This window comes from Acidovorax sp. GW821-FHT11A03 (assembly GCF_058809075.1).
In genome coordinates this window covers 385,083-402,718 of the sequence record NZ_JBXASG010000007.1, presented here as the reverse complement: position 1 = coordinate 402,718, position 17,636 = coordinate 385,083, and the positions used below count along the sequence as shown (strand labels likewise).

Below are 17,636 nucleotides of genomic sequence, written 5' to 3'. Positions count from 1 at the left end.
TCAATGGCTTGCAAGGTTGGCCGGGTTGTTCTGGCTGCTCTGTGCAGGCATTCATGTGGGTGTCCATGAATTCTTCTCCGTGGGCATGAATCCTATCCATGATTGTCGGCCCCAAAGGTTTCCAGATATTCGTGGATCACTGCATGGCCTTCTGCCATTCGTTTGCCTCGCACGGCTTCGGTGATCACGGTGTCTTCCATGCGCATTGGCACCTGAAGGCATCGTCATCGCAGCAAACCGGCGGCTGAGTGTGGAGACGTGTCCGGGTGCTCACATCAATCCTGTGGCATGGAAGTGCTCCTGCTGATCCATCAGTGCGCGGTCGGCGGTACTGCTGTGGCGCTCGAACTGCCGGATCTCGGCCCAAGCCTGTGCACGCAGAACCAACAGCTTATCAAGGGTGACGGGCGCTGGCGCTATCGGCAAGATGTACTGGCGCATCGTGCTGTTCATGTTGTCCATGTGGAGCTCCTATATCTGAAGGCTAGAAAACTCACGCGGAGGCGGGCTGACTGACAACAAAGAGCAGCTACACCGTGGGTAGCGTGCGCAGTGGGGGCCTACCGGTTGAGCTGAGAAGATGTTGGAAGGGGGCTCTCAGGCGCGGCTGTAAAAGCGGCGTATTGCGTCGCCATCCATCTTGAGGCGCACGGGGCGTTTTAGGACGCATCAACTTGCGTGTAGATGGGCGATGCGTTGAGCGGTGACGGTAAGTTGCTGCTAAGGGTTCCCTCCCGGTTCGCGCTTGTGGATGCAGGTGAGCGCAGTCGCCGCGACTGCGGCCGTCCAGAAGACTCTTATTCTTGTTGCGGACAAATGGCCAGCAGGGCTGGGGCTTCCCATCTGTCAGGCGCCGTCGGGTCCGGCCATTCTTGGTGCATCGGACTGCCATACCGCCACGTCTTCGAGTCAACCGTCCGTGGAGACTGGTGGTATCTTTTGACGGGGCGGATACTCGTCAACCAGGGGCAGTGAACCCGTCACAGAACCATCTGGGGAGTCGAACCCCGTAATTTCACGGCTAGAGCCTCTGAAGAAACCTTTGGCGTGTAACGATGACCCTCTTGCAAGGGCCATCATCCCGTGTTCACGCTTGTAGCTCTGGCATCGGTCAATTACGCACTAGGGATTGGGAACCCACTCGTTGCCGTTGGTCCAGTGGCTGACGAGATTGGTAAAGTGAAAGCCCGCATTGGGAACCGCAGCGTTGGCAATGTTGAACAGTGTCACGTTGCCCGCATCACGCGCCGTGTAATTGCCTGTGTAGCTTGACCAAAAGGTCCCTGCCAGCGAATAGACCATCTGGTTGGCAGCTTTGTCCCACACGCGCAGTTCGTGGCCGATGAGGCCGTTGTAGCAAATGCTGTCGATCGCCAAGCGATACCAGCGATCCTCTTGTATACGTCCGATTGCGAGCGTGCTGCCCGCATAAGGAGTGTGCGAGTCCCCATTGGAAAAGTCATTCTTGATCTCGATTTCTTCCAATGCGAGATTTCCACCACCGAAGCCCCAGTTGCCGGCGATCAGTGCTGCAGCTCTGTTGTCGCCGGGAACATGTGGGGATTGGTTGGAACCCTTGTGGCGGGCTGCGATGCCCATGTGATTGGCATTGAGCTGACCCCCTGTGAACTTCACATCCATCGCAATGGTGTGGCGGTTGTTCTGCGCGTTGTAATTCGCAGGCTTGCCGGTGTTATCGAATACGATGATGTTAGGGTTCGTGTTGAGCGCGCGGCGGGAACCGGGTACCACTGGAATGCCGCTGGCGTTCGCGTAGTAGATGGCCCACCAGTTGGGATTGGTTGAGGTAACTTGGCCGTCGGCGATCAGAACTTGGGTGTGTTGAGTCATGGAGGTTTGCTTTTAGGTTGTTGAAGAAGGCGCTCGATGGCACTCAAGCTCGGAGCTCTCTGCTCTCGATCAATGGGGGCGTGACCCTCAGAGGTCGGAATTGGCCGGTGCGCTGAGGGCGGTTTTTTACTTGGCGCTGAAACCGTCAGACCTGGGTATAGGAAGACACCCAGACGCTGATTTCCTTTCCGGCGCTGGTCGTGTTGACTGGCTCCACCCAGGGCTTGGGGCATGGGGCCGTAGAGCCGTCATCGAAGCCATTGATAAAGCCGGCCGCAAATGTGCCGGTGTAGGAGGGCAAAGTCGCCTTGCCACTGGCGGCGGTCTGCTCGCCCCACAGCAAGAAGATGGGCGTGTCTGACCCGGCTGCGTAGCCGTCGATGTTGTATTGCATGGACCCGTCCATCCCTAGGATGACTCGCAGCCGGAAGCGGCTGTAGACCGTGCCGGCTGGGCGTATCATTTCCCAGGTCGTCGCTGCGGGGCGCGTGACGACTGCCATGCATTCGGTCGTCGGCGCCACGCCCCAGCGCTCGAAGTAGATGCGTCCGTCCGGAAAGAAGGCGAAGCCCCGGCCAAAACAATAGAGACGCTCCCCGTGGCGTGTGATGGGAAAGCTGTGCGCATTGACACCGCTGGTGTCAAAGGCGAATGCGGCATGCGCGCCGCTGTAGAGGGTGCTGCCAAAGAATGTGCTCAGATTGATGTGCATCGTGAGATCGCGATGGGATGTGGGCGAGCCGCCCAGGCTGGGACCGTACTCGAATTCCACACCGTTTTTGGTGCAGGTGATGAAGTGGTTGCCGCCGATTGGGATAGTCATGTTGATTGCCTTTACGTCAAAGTTGATGAAGGCGCTCGCTGGCACTCTGGTTCGGAGTTCTCGACTCTCGAAGGGGAGGGGTTCTCGACCCTCATGGAATTCAGCGTTCCGCAACGCGGGCACTTGATGTTCAGTTGTTGAAACAGTCCTTCTGCCAGCTTGCGGTTGCAGCTGGCGCATCTCACTTCTTGCATGTTCGGCGTGCTCCTTAGTTCCCCGCCAGCTAGCTGGCGGGATCTTGGTCAATGCCGTGGTCGCTCACAGCGAAGGCGTTGCAGGGGTGCTTGTGCACGTCCTGCATTCGCCCTGTCTTTCTTCCCGATCTCAGACGACTTGGCGTAGAGCCATCCGGAATCACCCCATTCGGGGGGCGGCTGGCATCTCCCCGGTGGCTCGGGCTCCAGCGTTACTCACTCAGGCCGCTGATCCCACGCGGGGCCGCCTGATTTCGATGCATTCCTGTTCTTGGCTGCATCGCCTCATCACCGTCTCTCGCCCGGCGCCCGCGCCCACTACCAATTCAATGGCTGCCACCGTTACCGGTGATCTGCGGGGATAGCTGTTTTAAGGAGCCTTGGCTGGTTGGCCGAGCCCTGCGCCGATGCGTGTGAGCCCATCGCTCCAACCACGCTGCAGCCCTCAGGCCTGGAACCCCTCGCGTCTCCGGTCGGCGTGGCCCTGTGTGCGTCTGGGCCGGTTCGTTTCGCGTTTGTTGGTGCGATGGAAGAATTAAACCATGGTTCAATCGTAGTGTCAACTATGGTTCAGTTTTGGTATGTCGACACCGATGGCATGCGGCACCAAAACCCGCGTCAAGGGCGGTGGGATGGCTTGGGCTCTATCAAAACTGTGGGTGCGTCCCGTGCATGACTTCGTTGGCATGTGTGATGTGCCACGGGACGGGCCACCTGCTGCGGGAGCATGTTCTGGCTGGCATTCGGGTGGTGGTCTGTTCGCGTGCGTCCGCCCCCGCACGGGCTGTCAACGGTAAGACCTGCTGCGAACAAAGGCGGCATGACCGCGGGTGCTACCTCGCTTGATCCGCCAGAGGGCTGGCGGAACCCAGGCAACACTCTGGCCCGGCACGCGAGTGATGGCTGCTTGGGCAACCCTCAGTACTGCTCGCTCCTCCATACCGTCAGCACCTTGCCCAGCACTTCAAAATGCGGATTCCGTGGCGAGAGGTCATAGGGAGGGAAGTCAGGGTTCTTGGAGATGATCCGGAGGTTGAAGCCTGGACCGTCGAACTCTGGCACGCGCTGAATCAGCTTGATGAAACCTTCCTCGCCGACGCGGAAGAAATACACCCCCTCATGGTTGACCGTTCTCACACCAATGTCCACCAGCAGCGGATCGCCAGGATTAAACATGGGTCGCATCGAGGGGCCAAAGCCGGTCACGATGCACAGGTTCCTTGTACCTGTGTGAGAGGGGACATTCAGGCGCAGCCAATCATTGCTGACGCGCCAGCTTCTGATGATGCCTGGCTGGTCATCCAGGAGCAGTTGGCCCTTTCTGTCCATTCCGCCGCCCGTCGCGAACTCTGCAATCACCAAATCGGGTGGTCCGCCAGGATCATCTGACGGGGCTTCGTGTGGCGCAGATGCGACCGTAACGCCACCTGCTCCCATTGCTCCATCGCCGGTCGCGAGCCAATCAGAATTGACTCCCAAGGCCGCTGCTGCCTTCGAGTTGTTCTCGGCACTGAAGGCCCCCGACTTCCCGTCCATTACCTTTTTCACGCCTTGGTAGGACATGTTGATCGCAGCCGCGAGCTGGGCAGCCCCCATTCCTGCGCGCTTCATTGCCACTTCTAGCCGTTCTTTGTATTCAACCATGGTTGTAATATTGCCGCGTTTTTAATGAACTATAGTTGATTTTTCGAATGAACCATGGTTTAATTCATCATGCTCAAGCAAAGAATCCATTTATTTTTCCGGGGGCGCGCACTGCACAGACCCTCGGGTCACCGGGAGCCCTGCATGAACTTGATCCAGCAAAGCCACGAAGTGCTGCAGCGCGGTGCGCGCAGGTTCCTCCACGCCATTGGGTACAGGCCGCCGCGCCTGTCGGCAGAGCTGGTACCGGGCTGTTTCGAGACGTGGCGAAAGGGCTTACAGGGGGTGGTGCGGGAGGCTACGCCATGATCCAGGACGACTTCGGAAACCTCGTGGACCTCACTACCGCCGCGACCATCCACGCGCGCCTTGATGACGGTGATCAGCGGCTCTCGCGCGTGGAAGCGGAGCAGATAGCGCTGCGACGAGAACTGGAAGCCAACACCCTGGCCACTCAGGCGGTGAAGGCCGACACGGCGGAGCTGGTCGAACTATTCCAGTCATTCAAGGGCGCTATCAAGGTGCTGAACTGGCTTGGCAAATTGGCAAAGCCGATGGCCTATATCGTGGGCTGTGGCACAGCGTGCGTCGGCTTTTGGGCCACGCTGAAGGGACAAAAATGAAAGAGGGCATTCGCAAGCGCCTGGTCGAGACTGCGCTCGCCATCGCGTTCGGAGCGGCCGGTGGCGTTGCCACCTATTTTGCCGCGCAGCAGCCTAGCGATGCCGTGATCCTGGCGATGGAGCTGGGCCGCTACTACGAAAGCAGCGGCAGGCACATCGGCACGCCCTACGTGGACAGGCTGGGCAAGGGCCAGCCCCTCAGCGTGTGCAACGGCGTGACCGGCCCGGAGGTGGCGGCAGGGCGTACGTACTCGCGGGAGGATTGCAAGAGGCTGGAACTGGCCAGGTACATCGAGGCCGAGCGTCTGGCCCGTGCCGGCCTCAAGCACTGGGACACCTACAACGTCTGGGTGCGTGTCAGTCTGATCGATATGGTCTACAACCTCGGGCCTTCGGTGCTGGACGGAACCACGCTTGTTCGCCTGGGCAATTCGGGCAACCTGGTGGGCATGTGCGAGCAGATGCCCCGATGGGTGCGCGGCACCGCCAACGGCCAGTCCGTGGTGCTGCCCGGCCTGCAGGACCGGCGCGCCACCACGCGCGAGCTGTGCGTGGAATGGGGCAGGGACGGGCATTTCAGCGCAGGCCTGATCACGGAGGCGCAACCATGAGTCCCGGGCAAACCGTCGTTCTGTTGAGCCTGGCCGCGAATGCCCTGCTGGGCTGGGCCTATCTGGGCCAGCGCGACGCCACTGCCAAGGCACAGACCGCGCTGCGCGATATGCAGGGCCAGCGTGATGGTGCTCGGCAAATGGCCAGTGAATGCAGCAATGCCGTGGACGACTTGCGCAAGCTGGCCAGCCAACGGGCCCGCGACGCGGCATCTGCGCGCACGGCAGCGGCCAGCGCGGCGCAATGGCACAACCAGCGTGCAGACAAGATTCTGTTCACGCCCGCCCCCGTGCCGGGCGACGCATGTGCCAGCGCCCAGGCTCGGGTGGATGGCTGGCTGAAGGGGAGGTCGAAGCCATGAAGACAGCTATTGCCTTGATGGCTTGCTGCACGTGGCTTTCGGGCTGTGCCACGGCCCCACGCCTTGAAATGCAGCGTGTGAACGTGGCCCTGCCCATGGAATGCAAAGAACCCGTGCCCGATCGGCCGATGATGCCCACCGAGCTGCTGCGGCCGGGTGCCACGGTGGATGAGTTCATCCGGGCCGCGCAGGCCGAGATCGAGCGCCGTGAGGGGTACGAACTGAAGATGCGAGCCGCCTTGCTGGTGTGTACGGCCCCTGTCAATGCAGCGCAGCAGGGTGCACGCGTTCGCGCTGGGCAACAGATAGGCGGCTCCGGCGACCGATAGTGTCCTCTTCCTAGGGACCACGGGCATTTGTCCGACGCTTCGCGGCCGCCGTTCCGCAGACACTGGAAATCTGTTCCCGATGGAGAACTCCATGCCATCCATTCACCAGCAAGCGCTGGCTTGCGTTCTGGCCATGGGGGCCGCGGCTGCAGGTGCCCAGGGGGTGAACACTCCTGCGGTGGTGCCTGGCTTGCAGCCTGCGTTGACCCCTGCCTCCACGCCGGTGCAGACGCCGGCCCAGACGCCAGCTCCCCCGCCCGCGCAGACGCCGGCGGAAACACCGGCACCCGCTCCGGCCCTCACGCCCGCACAGACGCCCGATCCGTCGCGCGACCAGACGCCTGCAAAAGCCCCGTCAGCCACCCCATAGCTGGGTGCAAGGGGAAGGGAAGGGCACGTGCCCGCCGAAGAGGGACTCAATCCGCCGCGCGCACGTAGCTCACAAAACTGAAGGGCAGGCCGTTGGTGCTCACATGGTCGCTGCGGGCGGCCTCGGTCCAGGCTGTGCCTAGCACTGGCGCGTGGGCGTCGCCCTCGAAGTCCCGGGCGATCTCGGTCACCTCCAGCCGGTCTGCCGTCGGCAGGGCCTCGGCGTAAATCTGCGCGCCGCCGATCACCCACACCGTCTGGCGGGGATCGCACTGCGCCAGCGCAGCGTCCAGGCTCTCGGCGCGCCGGGCGCCTTCGGCCTGCCAGTCGTGCTGGCGCGTCACCACGATGTTGGTACGGCCCGGAAGGGGGCGAAAACGCGCCGGAAGCGAATCCCAGGTCTTGCGGCCCATCACCACGGGGCAGCCCTGCGTCAGCTGCTTGAAGTGCGCCATGTCCTCCGGCAGGTGCCAGGGCAGGGCGTTGTCCTTGCCGATCACACCGTTGGCGGCGCGGGCGTAGATGAGGTGCACTGGCATGGCGGGACGTCCTTGTTTTTCAGATGTGCAAGGCGGCGAGGGCACCCACGCCCAGGCCCACGGCGGCCACGCCGTACATGCCGTATTCCAGCCATTTTTTCTTGGTGAGCAGCGCAATGGCGGCCAGCGCGATGGCCACCTGCAGCGCCGTGGTGGCCTGGGCCCAGCGGTGGTGCTGGTGCATCTGGGCTTCGCTCTTGCGGTCGAATTCGTGGGCATCGGCCTCGAGCTTCTCGGCGGCCACCTTGATCTCGTTCTTCTCGGTTTCGTAGCGCTCCACCTTGGTCTGGTAGCCGGCCTTGCGGTCATCGGGTGCCAGGTCGCGGGCCAGTTCGGCCAGGGATTGCTTGGTGCTCTTGGACTGGAAGTAGTTCCACTGGTTGGAGGCCTCGGTCTTCTTGATGGCCGCGTCGTTCTTGAGCAGCCCGGCGTTGGCCTGCGTGGCGCCGCCCATGTACGAGAAGATCGCGCCCACCGTGGCCACGATGGCGGTGAACATCGCGATTTTGTTCATGGACGAGCCATTGCCGTCGTTGCCGTGGCTGGCCGTGGCGTCGTCATGGTGGCCGTGGGTGGCATGCTCCACCGCGTGGTCGTGGGGGCCGTGTACGTGAAATCCGCCGGAAGACATGGATGAAAGCTCGTGGTGGTGGTTGTGGGTGGATGCGGGCTGGGCGCTGCTGCACCTGGCCCTGGGGCTCAGGAGGTGTGGGGTCTCAAGGAGGGCTGGTGCGTGATCACACGGCCACGGGGGCCTTGATCGCCGGGTGGCACTGGTAGTCCACCACTTCGAAGTCCTCGTACTGGTAGTCGAAGATGCTGCCGGGGCGGCGCTTGATGTTCAGCACCGGGTAGGGATAGGGCGTGCGCGCCAGCTGCGTTTGCACTTGCTCGTGGTGGTTGCTGTAGATGTGGCAGTCGCCGCCCGTCCAGATGAAATCACCCACATCCAGGTCGCACTGCTGCGCCACCATGTGGGTGAGCAGGGCATAGCTCGCGATGTTGAACGGCACGCCCAGGAAGATGTCCGCACTGCGCTGGTACAGCTGGCAGGAGAGCGTGCCGCGTCCGCCGGGCTCCTGTGCTGGCGCCACGTAGAACTGGAAGAAAGCGTGGCAGGGCATGAGCGCCATCTTGCCGAGCTCGGCCACGTTCCAGGCGCTCACGATGATGCGCCGCGAATCGGGGTTGGTCTTGAGCGTCCTGACCACATCGCTGATCTGATCAATGTGCCCGCCGTCCGGCGTGGGCCAACTGCGCCACTGCACGCCGTACACCGGCCCCAGGTCGCCGTCCTCGCGCGCCCATTCGTCCCAGATGGTGACGCCGCGTTCTTTCAGCCAGTTGTTGTTGCTCGACCCCGTGAGGAACCACAGCAGCTCCTGGATGATGGACCGCAGGTGCACCTTCTTGGTGGTGACGAGCGGAAAGCCTTCCTTCAGGTCGAAACGCATCTGGTGGCCGAAAACGCTGCGGGTGCCGGTGCCCGTGCGGTCGGATTTTTCCACGCCGTGGGTGAACACGTGGCGCATGAAGTCTTCGTATTGCGAGCGGACGGGGCGGGCGTGTTCGGTCATGGCGGTTGGAAGGCGAAAGACGCGATTTTAGGGGGCGGCTGCCGGCAGGAACCGGCTAAGCTCGCAGACCTTTTCGCCCAGCTGCCCTTTTTAGAAAGAAGCCCCCGATCATGCGCCCTATCTCTCCAGCCCCTTTGTCAAGCGCCGTGCTGGCCGCTCTTGCGTTGGCTGTGCTGCTGCCGGGTTGCGTGGGCACGGTACCCACGGCGCCCACGGCGCCGCGCAAGGTCGCGCGTCCTGTGCCCAACGAGGTACCTGCCGCGCCCGCCAATCCCTGGGCGAACCTGCAAACCCAGGTAGGCAACTATCCGGTCGGGGGCTCAGACTTCCTGCGTGCCGGCCCGCTGGCCGAGCGGCTGCGTGGGCTGCTCGGTCTCGCCAACTACAACGTGCTGCTGGACAACCTGCAGGTGAGTGGGCCGCTGCGGCAAGACGGCTCCATGCTCTACATCACCGGTAACCGGCCGGACGCAGGCGACACGGAGGCTGCCGCCATCGTGGTCCACGCCGCCACCGACTCGGTACGCGTATGGCTGCTGACCGGCGGGGAGGAATGGGACGTGCAGGACCTGGGGACCCCGAAGACCCTGCCGGCCCACGTTGCCACGATGATGGAAAACGCGCGGCGCTGAGCGCGCAGCCGGTCTGCCGGATGGCGGCGTGCCCAGGGGCTGGGCGGGAATGTGTTTCTATAATCAAGAATCATTCTCAAAAAGGCCGTCACGCCATGTCTGCCGCTCACCCCCTGCACGCGCTGTACAGCCACCACCACGGGTGGCTGCAGTCCTGGCTGCGCCGGCGGCTCGGTTGTGCCGACGATGCGGCCGATCTGGCGCAGGACACCTTCGTGCGCCTGCTCGCCCGCCCGGCCGCCATCGCCCCCGACGCGATGCGCGAGCCGCGCGCCTACCTGACCACGGTGGCACGCGGGCTGCTGGTGGACTTCTGGCGCCGGGGCGAACTGGAGCGCGCCTACCTGGCAGACCTGGCCCTGCAGCCCCAGGTGCTGCAGCCATCCCCCGAAGAGCGCCTGGCCGCCGTGCAGATGCTCCACGCGGTCGATACACTGCTGCAGGGCCTGACGCCCAAGACGCGCGCGGCATGGCTCATGAACCGGCTCGACGGTCTCACGCACGCAGAGATCGCCGAGCAGCTGCAGGTGTCGGTGCCCCGCGTGCGCCAGTACCTGGCCAACGCCATGCGCCACGCCTACCACCTGCGTTTTGGCGGCGCGGCGTGAGCAGCGCGGGCTGGACAACGGGCGGCTTGCCTGGCGGCGCAGGCGACGACCACCCCGTGCCGCCTGCCGTGCTGGAGGCCGCCATCGGCTGGCAACTGCGCCAGGGCGAGGGCGCCACGTCGCCGGCGGACGCCCAAGCCCTGAACGACTGGCTGGCGGCACACCCCGACCATGCCCGCGCCTGGCGCCAGCTGGGCGACATCGACCAGCACCTGGCCCGTGCCGCCGCAGGGCCTGGAGCCCGCGCGGCCTTGCTGCTGCCACCGCGCCGGCGCCGTCCTGCCCGTGTGGTGGGCGCCGTGCTGGGCCTGGCGTTGGCGGTGGCCTGCGGCGTGCTGGTGCTGGACCGCCACCAGCCCGTGGGCCAACTGCTGGCCGACCACCGCACCGCCACCGGCGAGCGCCGCACCATCGTGCTGCCCGACCAGACCGTGCTGCACCTGAACACCCGCAGCGCTGTGGATGTCGTGTTCAGCCAAGACCAGCGCGCCATCCACCTTCGCACGGGCGAGGTCGCGGTAGAAACCAGCCATGCCGACCCGGCTGAGCGGCGCCCGTTCGTCGTGCTGACCGAGGACGGCAGCCTGCGCGCCCTGGGCACCCGCTTCACCGTGCGCCGCTGGCCACAGGCGCACGCCGCTGGTATCGGTGAAGCGCAGGGCCGTGGCGCGCCCGCCACCGAGGTCGCCGTCACCGAGTCGGCCGTCGCGGCCCGCCCGGCGACCTGTGCGGCAGCAGCGTCCGAGCCGTGCGCTGCCGAGCGCATCGTGTCGGCCGGGCAGGGCGCGCGGCTGGAGGGCGGGCGGGTGGACCCGTGGGCAGCCCCGCCCGATGCCGACGCCTGGAAGGACGGCATGCTGGTCGTGGACAACCAACCCTTGGGCGAGGTGGTGGCAACGCTCGCGCGGCACCGGGTCGGCCACCTGGGTGTCGACCCCCGCGTGGCCGGGTTGCGCGTGACGGGCACTCTGCCCCTGGCGGACACCGACCAGGCCCTGTTGGCGCTGACCGCGGCCGTGCCGGTCGATGTGGTCTGGACCACGCGCTGGTGGGTCACGCTCAAGCCGCGTGCTGAGCCCTGAGGATGAAAAAATATAAGGAAAATCGGCCACTACCGCTTGATGGGAAAGCGCTGGTAGCTATCAAAAGATGAGTGATTTGGTGCAACTGATCGACGGTTCCAGTCAGTTCAGTCCAGATCAACCAGCCCAACCTGTTCTGCCGGTTCGACAACCGCCGGTCGGTGCAGGTCGCCGCTGCAAGCTGGCCTCCCACCACCTGCGATGCCGGCCCAAAAAAGAAATCGCCCCGGCCCCCTCTCACTTTTCGGCACCCGTTCGGCAATCAGATTGAGACCGTGCATCGGCGCGGTTGCCCCCCTTTTCTGACGTGACCGTTTCGGAGCCTGACCCATGCCCTCTGCTGTTTTCCCCTTTCCGCTGAACCCTTGCGCCGCGGCGCTGCTGCTCGCGTTGGGGGCCTCTGCCGTGACCGCACAGCCAGCCACGGCAGAGGCCCCCGCGGCCACGGCCAACGCTGCAGCAGTGCGCGACTACGACCTGCCCGCCGGGCCGCTGGGAGCAGCCCTCAACCGCATCGCGCGTGACGCGGGCCTGGCCCTCACCGCCGATGCGCAGCTGGTGGAAGGCCGCAACGCGGCGCCCGTGCGGGGCCGCTTCGATGCGCCCGAGGCACTGCGCCGCGCGCTGGCAGGTTCGGGGCTGGAGCTGCGGCAGACCACGGGCGGCGTCTTCACGCTGCGCGAGGCATCGCGCCCTGCAGCGCAGGCACCCCGGCTCAGCGATGCCGCCACCCTGGGGGCCGTCACCGTGACGGCCAGCGCCGAGGCAGCGCCCGGCGATTTGCCGCCCGCCCATGCCGGCGGCCAAGTTGCCACGGGCAGCCGGGTCGGCCTGCTGGGTCCGCAGAGCCTGATGGACACGCCGTTTCACATCACCAGCTACACGGCCGAACTCATGCAGGACCAGCAGGCGATCACCGTGGCCGATGTGCTGGCCAACGACCCGTCCGTGCGCACGGTGTCGTACAGCCTGACGAACGCTGCTGCGGGGGGCGACATCTTTCTGATCCGCGGCTTCTCGGTGCAGGACTCGGTGCTGTTCGACGGCATCGGCGGCATCGCCACCAACCGTGCCGTGGCGGTCGAAGCGGCCGAGCGCGTCGAGGTGCTCAAGGGCCCCAACGCGTTGCTCAACGGCATGGCGCCCGGGGCGGGCGGCGCGGTGGGCGGCGCCATCAACCTGGTGCCCAAGCGCGCGGGCGATGTGCCGCTGACACGCCTGACCACCACGTACCTGTCCAGAGGCAACCTGGGCGGCCACCTGGACGTGGGCCGCCGGTTCGGCGACGACCACCAGTGGGGTGTGCGCTTCAACGGCATCTACCGTGACGGAAAGACCGCTACCCAGGGCCAGTCCGTCGAGCTGGGCGCTGCGGCGCTGGCCGTGGACTACCGGGGCAGTCAGTTGCGGGCCTCGGTGGATGCCGGCCACCAGACGATGAACAACGAAGCGCCGCAAGGCGCCGCGGGCTTCGGCATCGACGACGGCATTGCCATCCCCAGGCCGCCCCGGGCCAGCCATCGCATCGCGCAGGACTGGGAGTTCGCCAGGTCGCGCAGCAACTACCTCCTGGCCAAAGCCGAGTACGACCTCACCCCCGACTGGACGCTCTCTGCAGCCGCGGGTGGCAGCCACACAAGGTCCCGCTACCTCGCCACGGACGTGTTCGTGACCAGCATGCAGGGCGATGCGCAGGCCACCACGTACTTCTGGCCCAACTGGACGAACTACCGCACCGTGCAAGGCGGCCTGCAGGGCACGGTGCGCGCCGGCGAGCTTACGCACCGCATTCACCTGCATGCGTCGTACCTGAAGAAGGACAGCGGCTTCACGGCGCAGTACTACGGCTTCGACAGCTTCGCCACGAACATGTACGCACCCGCGGCCACCGCGCGTCCGTCCATCGACGGTTTCTCATCGCGGCCGCCACAGACCGATTCCTTGCAGTTGCCGTCCGTGGCGCTGTCCGACACCGTCTCGCTGTGGCAAGACCGCCTGTCCGTCACCCTGGGCGCCCGCTACCAGCGCGTGAAGGTCGTCAAGTACGACACCACCACCGGGGCCGGCAGCGCCGCGTACGACGAGCACGCGGTGACGCCGGCGCTGGCCGCGGTGTTCAAGCTACAGCCGAACGTATCGGTCTACGGCAATTACATCGAAGGGCTGGTCCAGGGCGATTCAGCACCGCTGGGCACCACCAACGCCGGGCAGGTGTTTGCGCCGGTCCGCACGAAGCAGCGGGAGGTGGGCGTGAAGGCCGACTGGGGCCGCTTCAGCACCACGGCGAGCCTGTTCCACATCCAGAAGCCGAGCGGGCTCGTGGCCTCCAACGGCGACGGCACGTTCACCTACCAGGTCGGTGCAGAGCAGCGCAACCGCGGGGTCGAGCTCAATGTCTTTGGCGAGGTGGCCCGGGGCACGCGCCTGCTGGGCGGCGTGACCTTCAACGATGCCCGGCTGACCCGAACCGAAGGCGGCACCTACAACGGCAACGCCGCGCCCAATGTGTCGCGCTGGCAACTCAACCTGGGCAGCGACCACGACGTGGCTGCCGTTCCGGGGCTGACGCTGTCGGCCCGCATGATCGCCAGCAGCGCGCAGCAGGTGGACGCCGCCAACCTGCGGCGCATTCCGGGCTGGACGCGCTGGGACATCGGTGCCCGCTACAAGACCCAGGCGTGGGGCCGGCCGCTGGTGCTGCGCGCGGGCGTGGACAACCTGTTCAACCGCAACTACTGGTCCAGTGGCTCCGGCAACTGGCTGTATGTGGGAAGTCCCCGCACAGTGACTCTCTCTGCCACGGTGGATTTCTGACGCGGAGCAGGCTCCCCTGGGCAGAGGGGCACATGGAGGGAGTTGGGGGGTGTGGGCGTCAACCCCAGTGGGCCTTGGTGCAAGAAAATGTGGACTGAATTGGCCTCTGCCGCTGGATAGGCAAGCGCTAGCAGCTATTGATTTCATAGTGATCCGGGGCATCCGCTACACCAACGCTGCAACGGGATAGCCGCCTTTTCGCAGTCAGTTAGATACCCTGTTGACGCATCTAGGTATAAATCCTGAGTATCTGGTGCAAATTAGTATTTGTGTAGGCGTCTGGAGTACCAATCGAGCATCGCAGCATCGGTATCGTTCAGTCCGTCAATGCCTGCATGCCTTGCGCCGGTGTTGAAAGGCAGATTCCCATACCAACGACCGAGGAGACTTTTCCGATGCCACATTCCACCCCTGTCACCATGCCCCAGCGCCTGGCCGTCGCCGTTGCGCTGGCCTTGACGTCGCTGTGCGGCGCCGCCAGCGCGCAGACCGAGCTCGTGATCGCCACCGTGAACAACGGCCACATGATCGAGATGCAGAAGCTCAGCAAGAACTTCGAGCAGGCGAACCCCGACATCAAGCTCAAGTGGGTCACGCTCGAAGAAGGCGTGCTGCGCCAGCGCGTCACCACCGACATCGCCACCAAGGGCGGCCAGTTCGACGTGATGACCATCGGCATGTACGAGGCGCCCATCTGGGGCAAGAAGGGCTGGCTGCAGGAGCTGAAGACCGACGCCGCCTACGACGTGGACGACCTGCTGCCCGCCGTGCGGGGCGGCCTGTCCATCGACGGCAAGTTGTTCGCCGCGCCGTTCTACGGCGAAAGCTCCATGCTCATGTACCGCAAGGACCTGGCCGACAAGGCCGGCGTGCAGGTGCCCGAGCGTCCCACCTGGCCGCAGATCAAGGACCTGGCCGCCAAGATGCACGACCCCAAGAACGGCGTGTACGGCATCTGCCTGCGCGGCAAGCCGGGCTGGGGCGACAACATGGCGTTCCTGACCACGCTGGTCAACACCTTCGGCGGCCAGTGGTTCGACATGCAGTGGAAGCCGCAGCTCGAATCCAAGCCCTGGAAGGACGCGATCACCTTCTACGTGGACCTGCTCAAGAACTACGGCCCGCCCGGCTCGTCGGCCAACAGCTTCAACGAGATCCTGGCGCTGACCAACTCGGGCAAGTGCGGCATGTGGATCGATGCGACCATCGCCGCATCCTTCGTGAGCGATCCCAAGCAGTCCAAGGTCGCCGACCAGATGGCCTTTGCCCAGGCGCCCACCATGAACACGCCCAAGGGCGCCAACTGGCTGTGGTCGTGGAACCTGGCCATCCCGGCCGGTTCGAAAAAGGTGGACGCCGCGCAGAAGTTCATCACCTGGTCCACCAGCAAGGACTACATCCAGCTGGTCGCCAAGACCAACGGCTGGGCCAACGTGCCCACCGGCACGCGCAAGAGCACCTACGCATCGCCTGAGTTCCAGAAGGCCGCCCGCTTCGCCGCCGCCGAGAAGGTCGCGATCGACTCGGCCAACCCGACCGATTCGACCCTGCCCAAGAGCCCCTACGTGGGTGTGCAGTTCGCAGCGATTCCGGAGTTCCAGGCCATCGGCATCGCGGTGGGCCAGCAGATGAGCGCGGCGCTGGCAGGCAAGACCACGGTGGACGCGGCGCTGAAGGCCAGCCAGGTGTCTGCGGACCGGGAAATGAAGAAGGCTGGTTACTACAAGTAAAGGCTGGCGGGGCCACCGAGGCTCCGCCGCCCACTGCCCATCCGTGGATTGACCAGTGCTGATCCTGGGGCTCGCCATTCACCATGGCGGCCCCGTCGCCCTTTCGGAAACACCATGAACCGCCGCCTGCTCCCCCGCCTGCTGCTCACGCCAGCCATGGCCACGCTCTTCCTGTGGATGATCGTGCCGCTGGTGATGACGATCTACTTCTCGCTCATCCGCTACAACCTGATGCAGCCGGATCAGACCGGCTTTGCCGGGCTGGAGAATTTCGAGTACTTCGTCACCGACCCCTCGTTCGGCACGGCGGTGGTCAACACGCTGCTGCTGCTCGGCAGCGTGATCCTCATCACGGTGGTGTTCGGCATCGCCATCGCGCTGCTCATCAACGAGCCGTTCGCGGGCCGGGGCATCGTGCGGGTGCTGCTGATCTCGCCGTTCTTCGTCATGCCCACGGTGAACGCGCTGATGTGGAAGAACATGATGATGAACCCCATCTACGGCGTGCTCGCCCAGGTGTGGATGTTCTTCGGCGCGCAGCCGGTGGACTGGCTCACCGACCACCCGCTGTTCTCGGTGATCGTCATGGTCTCCTGGCAGTGGCTGCCCTTTGCCACGCTGATCTTCATGACCGCGCTGCAAAGCATGAACCATGAGCAGCTCGAGGCCTCGCGCATGGACGGCGCCAACTACCTGCAGCAGCTGCGCTACCTGTACGTGCCGCACCTGGCGCGCTCTGTGGCGGTGGTGGTGATGATCGAACTCATCTTCCTGCTCAGCATCTTTGCCGAGATCTACACCACCACGGGCGGCGGCCCGGGCGATGCGAGCACCAACGTCACCTTCCTGATCTTCAAGCAGGCGCTGCTCAACTTCGATGCGGGCGTGGCCTCGGCCGGCGCGCTGTTCGCGGTGGTGCTGGCCAACATCGCGGCCGTGTTCCTGATCCGCATGGTCGGCAAGAACCTCGACAAATAACCGAAGCACCACCATGACTGCTCGACGCCGTTCCAACTATCCGCTGGGCCTGCTGGCCATGCGCACCGTGGCTGCCTGGGGCGTGGCCCTGCTGCTGTTCTTCCCGCTGGCCTGGCTGCTGCTGACCGCGTTCAAGACCGAGCTGCAGGCCATCGCCGTGCCGCCGCAGCTGTTCTTCATCCCCACGCTCGAGAATTTTCACGAGGTGCAGGAGCGCAGCGACTACCTGCTGTACGCCAGGAACTCGGTCATCACCAGCGTGCTGTCCACCCTGGTGGGGCTGATGCTGGCAGCGCCCGCGGCGTATGCCATGGCCTTCTTCAAGGGCAAGTACACCAAGGACATCCTGATGTGGATGCTCTCCACCAAGATGATGCCCGCCGTGGGCGCGCTGGTGCCCATCTACGTGCTGGCGCAAAAGAGCCACCTGCTCGACACGCAGCTCGCGCTCATCATCGTGTTCGCGCTGTCCAACCTGCCCATCATGGTGTGGATGCTGTACTCGCACTTCAAGGACATCCCGCGCGAGATCCTGGAGGCCGCTCGCATGGACGGCGCCACCCTGTGGCAGGAAGTGCGCCTGGTGCTGCTGCCGCTGGGCATGGGTGGCCTGGCATCCACCGGCCTGTTGTGCCTGGTGCTGTCGTGGAACGAAGCCTTCTGGAGCCTGAACCTCAGCGCCGCCAAGGCCGGCACGCTGGCCACGCTGATCGCGTCCTACTCCAGCCCCGAAGGCTTGTTCTGGGCCAAGCTGTCCGCCGCGTCGCTGATGGCCATTGCGCCCATCGTGGTGTTCGGCTGGTTCAGCCAGAAGCAGTTGGTGCAGGGTCTCACGTTCGGCGCGGTGAAGTAAATCCGCAGCCTGTCTTC

General features: G+C 64.6%; 21 protein-coding genes. 13 read left to right on the top strand and 8 right to left on the bottom strand.

Annotation, left to right across the window (positions count from 1 at the left end):
- Window positions 1-98 precede the first annotated feature (98 nt).
- Window positions 99-248 carry a hypothetical protein gene (locus AC1RVY_RS19695; protein WP_492807810.1) on the top strand — a complete coding sequence of 50 codons (150 nt, stop codon included), beginning with the start codon at window positions 99-101 and terminating at the stop codon, window positions 246-248.
- Between the two features lie 22 nt (window positions 249-270).
- On the opposite strand, the gene AC1RVY_RS19690 is transcribed toward AC1RVY_RS19695, so the two are convergent.
- From AC1RVY_RS19690 to AC1RVY_RS19670, 5 genes are all read right to left on the bottom strand, one after another.
- Window positions 271-462 (bottom strand): hypothetical protein, encoded by a 192-nt coding sequence (locus tag AC1RVY_RS19690; RefSeq protein WP_492807809.1) that lies wholly within the window; start codon window positions 460-462, stop codon window positions 271-273.
- Window positions 463-1,122: 660 nt separating this feature from the next.
- Window positions 1,123-1,851: a hypothetical protein gene (locus AC1RVY_RS19685; protein ID WP_492807808.1), complete on the bottom strand. Its 729-nt coding sequence runs from the start codon at window positions 1,849-1,851 to the stop codon at window positions 1,123-1,125.
- A 145-nt stretch (window positions 1,852-1,996) separates the two neighbouring features.
- Entirely contained in the window at window positions 1,997-2,674 is a 678-nt protein-coding gene (locus AC1RVY_RS19680; protein WP_492807806.1) for a hypothetical protein, read from the bottom strand.
- An 11-nt stretch (window positions 2,675-2,685) separates the two neighbouring features.
- On the bottom strand, window positions 2,686-2,868 hold the full coding sequence (locus tag AC1RVY_RS19675) for a Com family DNA-binding transcriptional regulator (protein ID WP_218297593.1): 183 nt from the start codon (window positions 2,866-2,868) through the stop codon (window positions 2,686-2,688).
- A 918-nt stretch (window positions 2,869-3,786) separates the two neighbouring features.
- Window positions 3,787-4,512, bottom strand: a complete 726-nt coding sequence (locus AC1RVY_RS19670; RefSeq protein WP_492807805.1) for a LexA family transcriptional regulator — start codon at window positions 4,510-4,512, stop codon at window positions 3,787-3,789.
- 305 nt (window positions 4,513-4,817) lie between these two features.
- Between AC1RVY_RS19670 and AC1RVY_RS19665 the strand changes: the two genes are divergently transcribed.
- The 5 genes from AC1RVY_RS19665 to AC1RVY_RS19645 all read left to right on the top strand — a co-directional run bounded on the left by AC1RVY_RS19665 (window position 4,818) and on the right by AC1RVY_RS19645 (window position 6,807).
- Window positions 4,818-5,135 (top strand): hypothetical protein, encoded by a 318-nt coding sequence (locus AC1RVY_RS19665; RefSeq protein ID WP_369642834.1) that lies wholly within the window; start codon window positions 4,818-4,820, stop codon window positions 5,133-5,135.
- Window positions 5,132-5,746 carry a lysozyme gene (locus AC1RVY_RS19660; RefSeq protein WP_492807803.1) on the top strand — a complete coding sequence of 205 codons (615 nt, stop codon included), beginning with the start codon at window positions 5,132-5,134 and terminating at the stop codon, window positions 5,744-5,746. The genes AC1RVY_RS19665 and AC1RVY_RS19660 overlap by 4 nt, the downstream gene beginning before the upstream one ends.
- Window positions 5,743-6,108: a hypothetical protein gene (locus tag AC1RVY_RS19655; RefSeq protein WP_369642832.1), complete on the top strand. Its 366-nt coding sequence runs from the start codon at window positions 5,743-5,745 to the stop codon at window positions 6,106-6,108. Before AC1RVY_RS19660 ends, AC1RVY_RS19655 begins: the two co-directional genes overlap by 4 nt.
- 68 nt (window positions 6,109-6,176) lie before the next feature.
- Window positions 6,177-6,437, top strand: a complete 261-nt coding sequence (locus tag AC1RVY_RS19650; RefSeq protein WP_492807801.1) for a hypothetical protein — start codon at window positions 6,177-6,179, stop codon at window positions 6,435-6,437.
- A gap of 91 nt (window positions 6,438-6,528) precedes the next feature.
- Window positions 6,529-6,807 (top strand): hypothetical protein, encoded by a 279-nt coding sequence (locus tag AC1RVY_RS19645; RefSeq protein WP_492807800.1) that lies wholly within the window; start codon window positions 6,529-6,531, stop codon window positions 6,805-6,807.
- 46 nt (window positions 6,808-6,853) lie between these two features.
- On the opposite strand, the gene AC1RVY_RS19640 is transcribed toward AC1RVY_RS19645, so the two are convergent.
- The 3 genes from AC1RVY_RS19640 to AC1RVY_RS19630 form a co-directional block, all read right to left on the bottom strand.
- The gene (locus AC1RVY_RS19640) at window positions 6,854-7,345 is read right to left on the bottom strand and encodes a dihydrofolate reductase (protein ID WP_492807798.1); all 492 of its coding nucleotides are present in this window, start codon (window positions 7,343-7,345) and stop codon (window positions 6,854-6,856) included.
- A 19-nt stretch (window positions 7,346-7,364) separates the two neighbouring features.
- Window positions 7,365-7,976, bottom strand: a complete 612-nt coding sequence (locus AC1RVY_RS19635; RefSeq protein ID WP_218297745.1) for a DUF4337 domain-containing protein — start codon at window positions 7,974-7,976, stop codon at window positions 7,365-7,367.
- 106 nt (window positions 7,977-8,082) lie between these two features.
- Window positions 8,083-8,922: a thymidylate synthase gene (locus tag AC1RVY_RS19630; RefSeq protein WP_218297744.1), complete on the bottom strand. Its 840-nt coding sequence runs from the start codon at window positions 8,920-8,922 to the stop codon at window positions 8,083-8,085.
- Between the two features lie 110 nt (window positions 8,923-9,032).
- On the opposite strand from AC1RVY_RS19630, the gene AC1RVY_RS19625 reads away from it, so the two are divergent.
- From AC1RVY_RS19625 to AC1RVY_RS19595, 7 genes are all read left to right on the top strand, one after another.
- Window positions 9,033-9,554, top strand: a complete 522-nt coding sequence (locus AC1RVY_RS19625) for an Ivy family c-type lysozyme inhibitor (protein WP_218297743.1) — start codon at window positions 9,033-9,035, stop codon at window positions 9,552-9,554.
- Between the two features lie 95 nt (window positions 9,555-9,649).
- On the top strand, window positions 9,650-10,162 hold the full coding sequence (locus AC1RVY_RS19620) for a sigma-70 family RNA polymerase sigma factor (RefSeq protein WP_492253516.1): 513 nt from the start codon (window positions 9,650-9,652) through the stop codon (window positions 10,160-10,162).
- Window positions 10,159-11,244 carry a FecR domain-containing protein gene (locus AC1RVY_RS19615; protein WP_492807796.1) on the top strand — a complete coding sequence of 362 codons (1,086 nt, stop codon included), beginning with the start codon at window positions 10,159-10,161 and terminating at the stop codon, window positions 11,242-11,244. Before AC1RVY_RS19620 ends, AC1RVY_RS19615 begins: the two co-directional genes overlap by 4 nt.
- Before the next feature lie 330 nt (window positions 11,245-11,574).
- Window positions 11,575-14,058, top strand: a complete 2,484-nt coding sequence (locus tag AC1RVY_RS19610) for a TonB-dependent siderophore receptor (RefSeq protein ID WP_492807795.1) — start codon at window positions 11,575-11,577, stop codon at window positions 14,056-14,058.
- Window positions 14,059-14,453: 395 nt separating this feature from the next.
- Window positions 14,454-15,788: an ABC transporter substrate-binding protein gene (locus AC1RVY_RS19605; protein WP_492807793.1), complete on the top strand. Its 1,335-nt coding sequence runs from the start codon at window positions 14,454-14,456 to the stop codon at window positions 15,786-15,788.
- Between the two features lie 114 nt (window positions 15,789-15,902).
- Window positions 15,903-16,766 (top strand): carbohydrate ABC transporter permease, encoded by an 864-nt coding sequence (locus AC1RVY_RS19600; protein ID WP_369642826.1) that lies wholly within the window; start codon window positions 15,903-15,905, stop codon window positions 16,764-16,766.
- Between the two features lie 13 nt (window positions 16,767-16,779).
- On the top strand, window positions 16,780-17,619 hold the full coding sequence (locus AC1RVY_RS19595; protein ID WP_492807791.1) for a carbohydrate ABC transporter permease: 840 nt from the start codon (window positions 16,780-16,782) through the stop codon (window positions 17,617-17,619).
- Window positions 17,620-17,636: the final 17 nt, after the last annotated feature.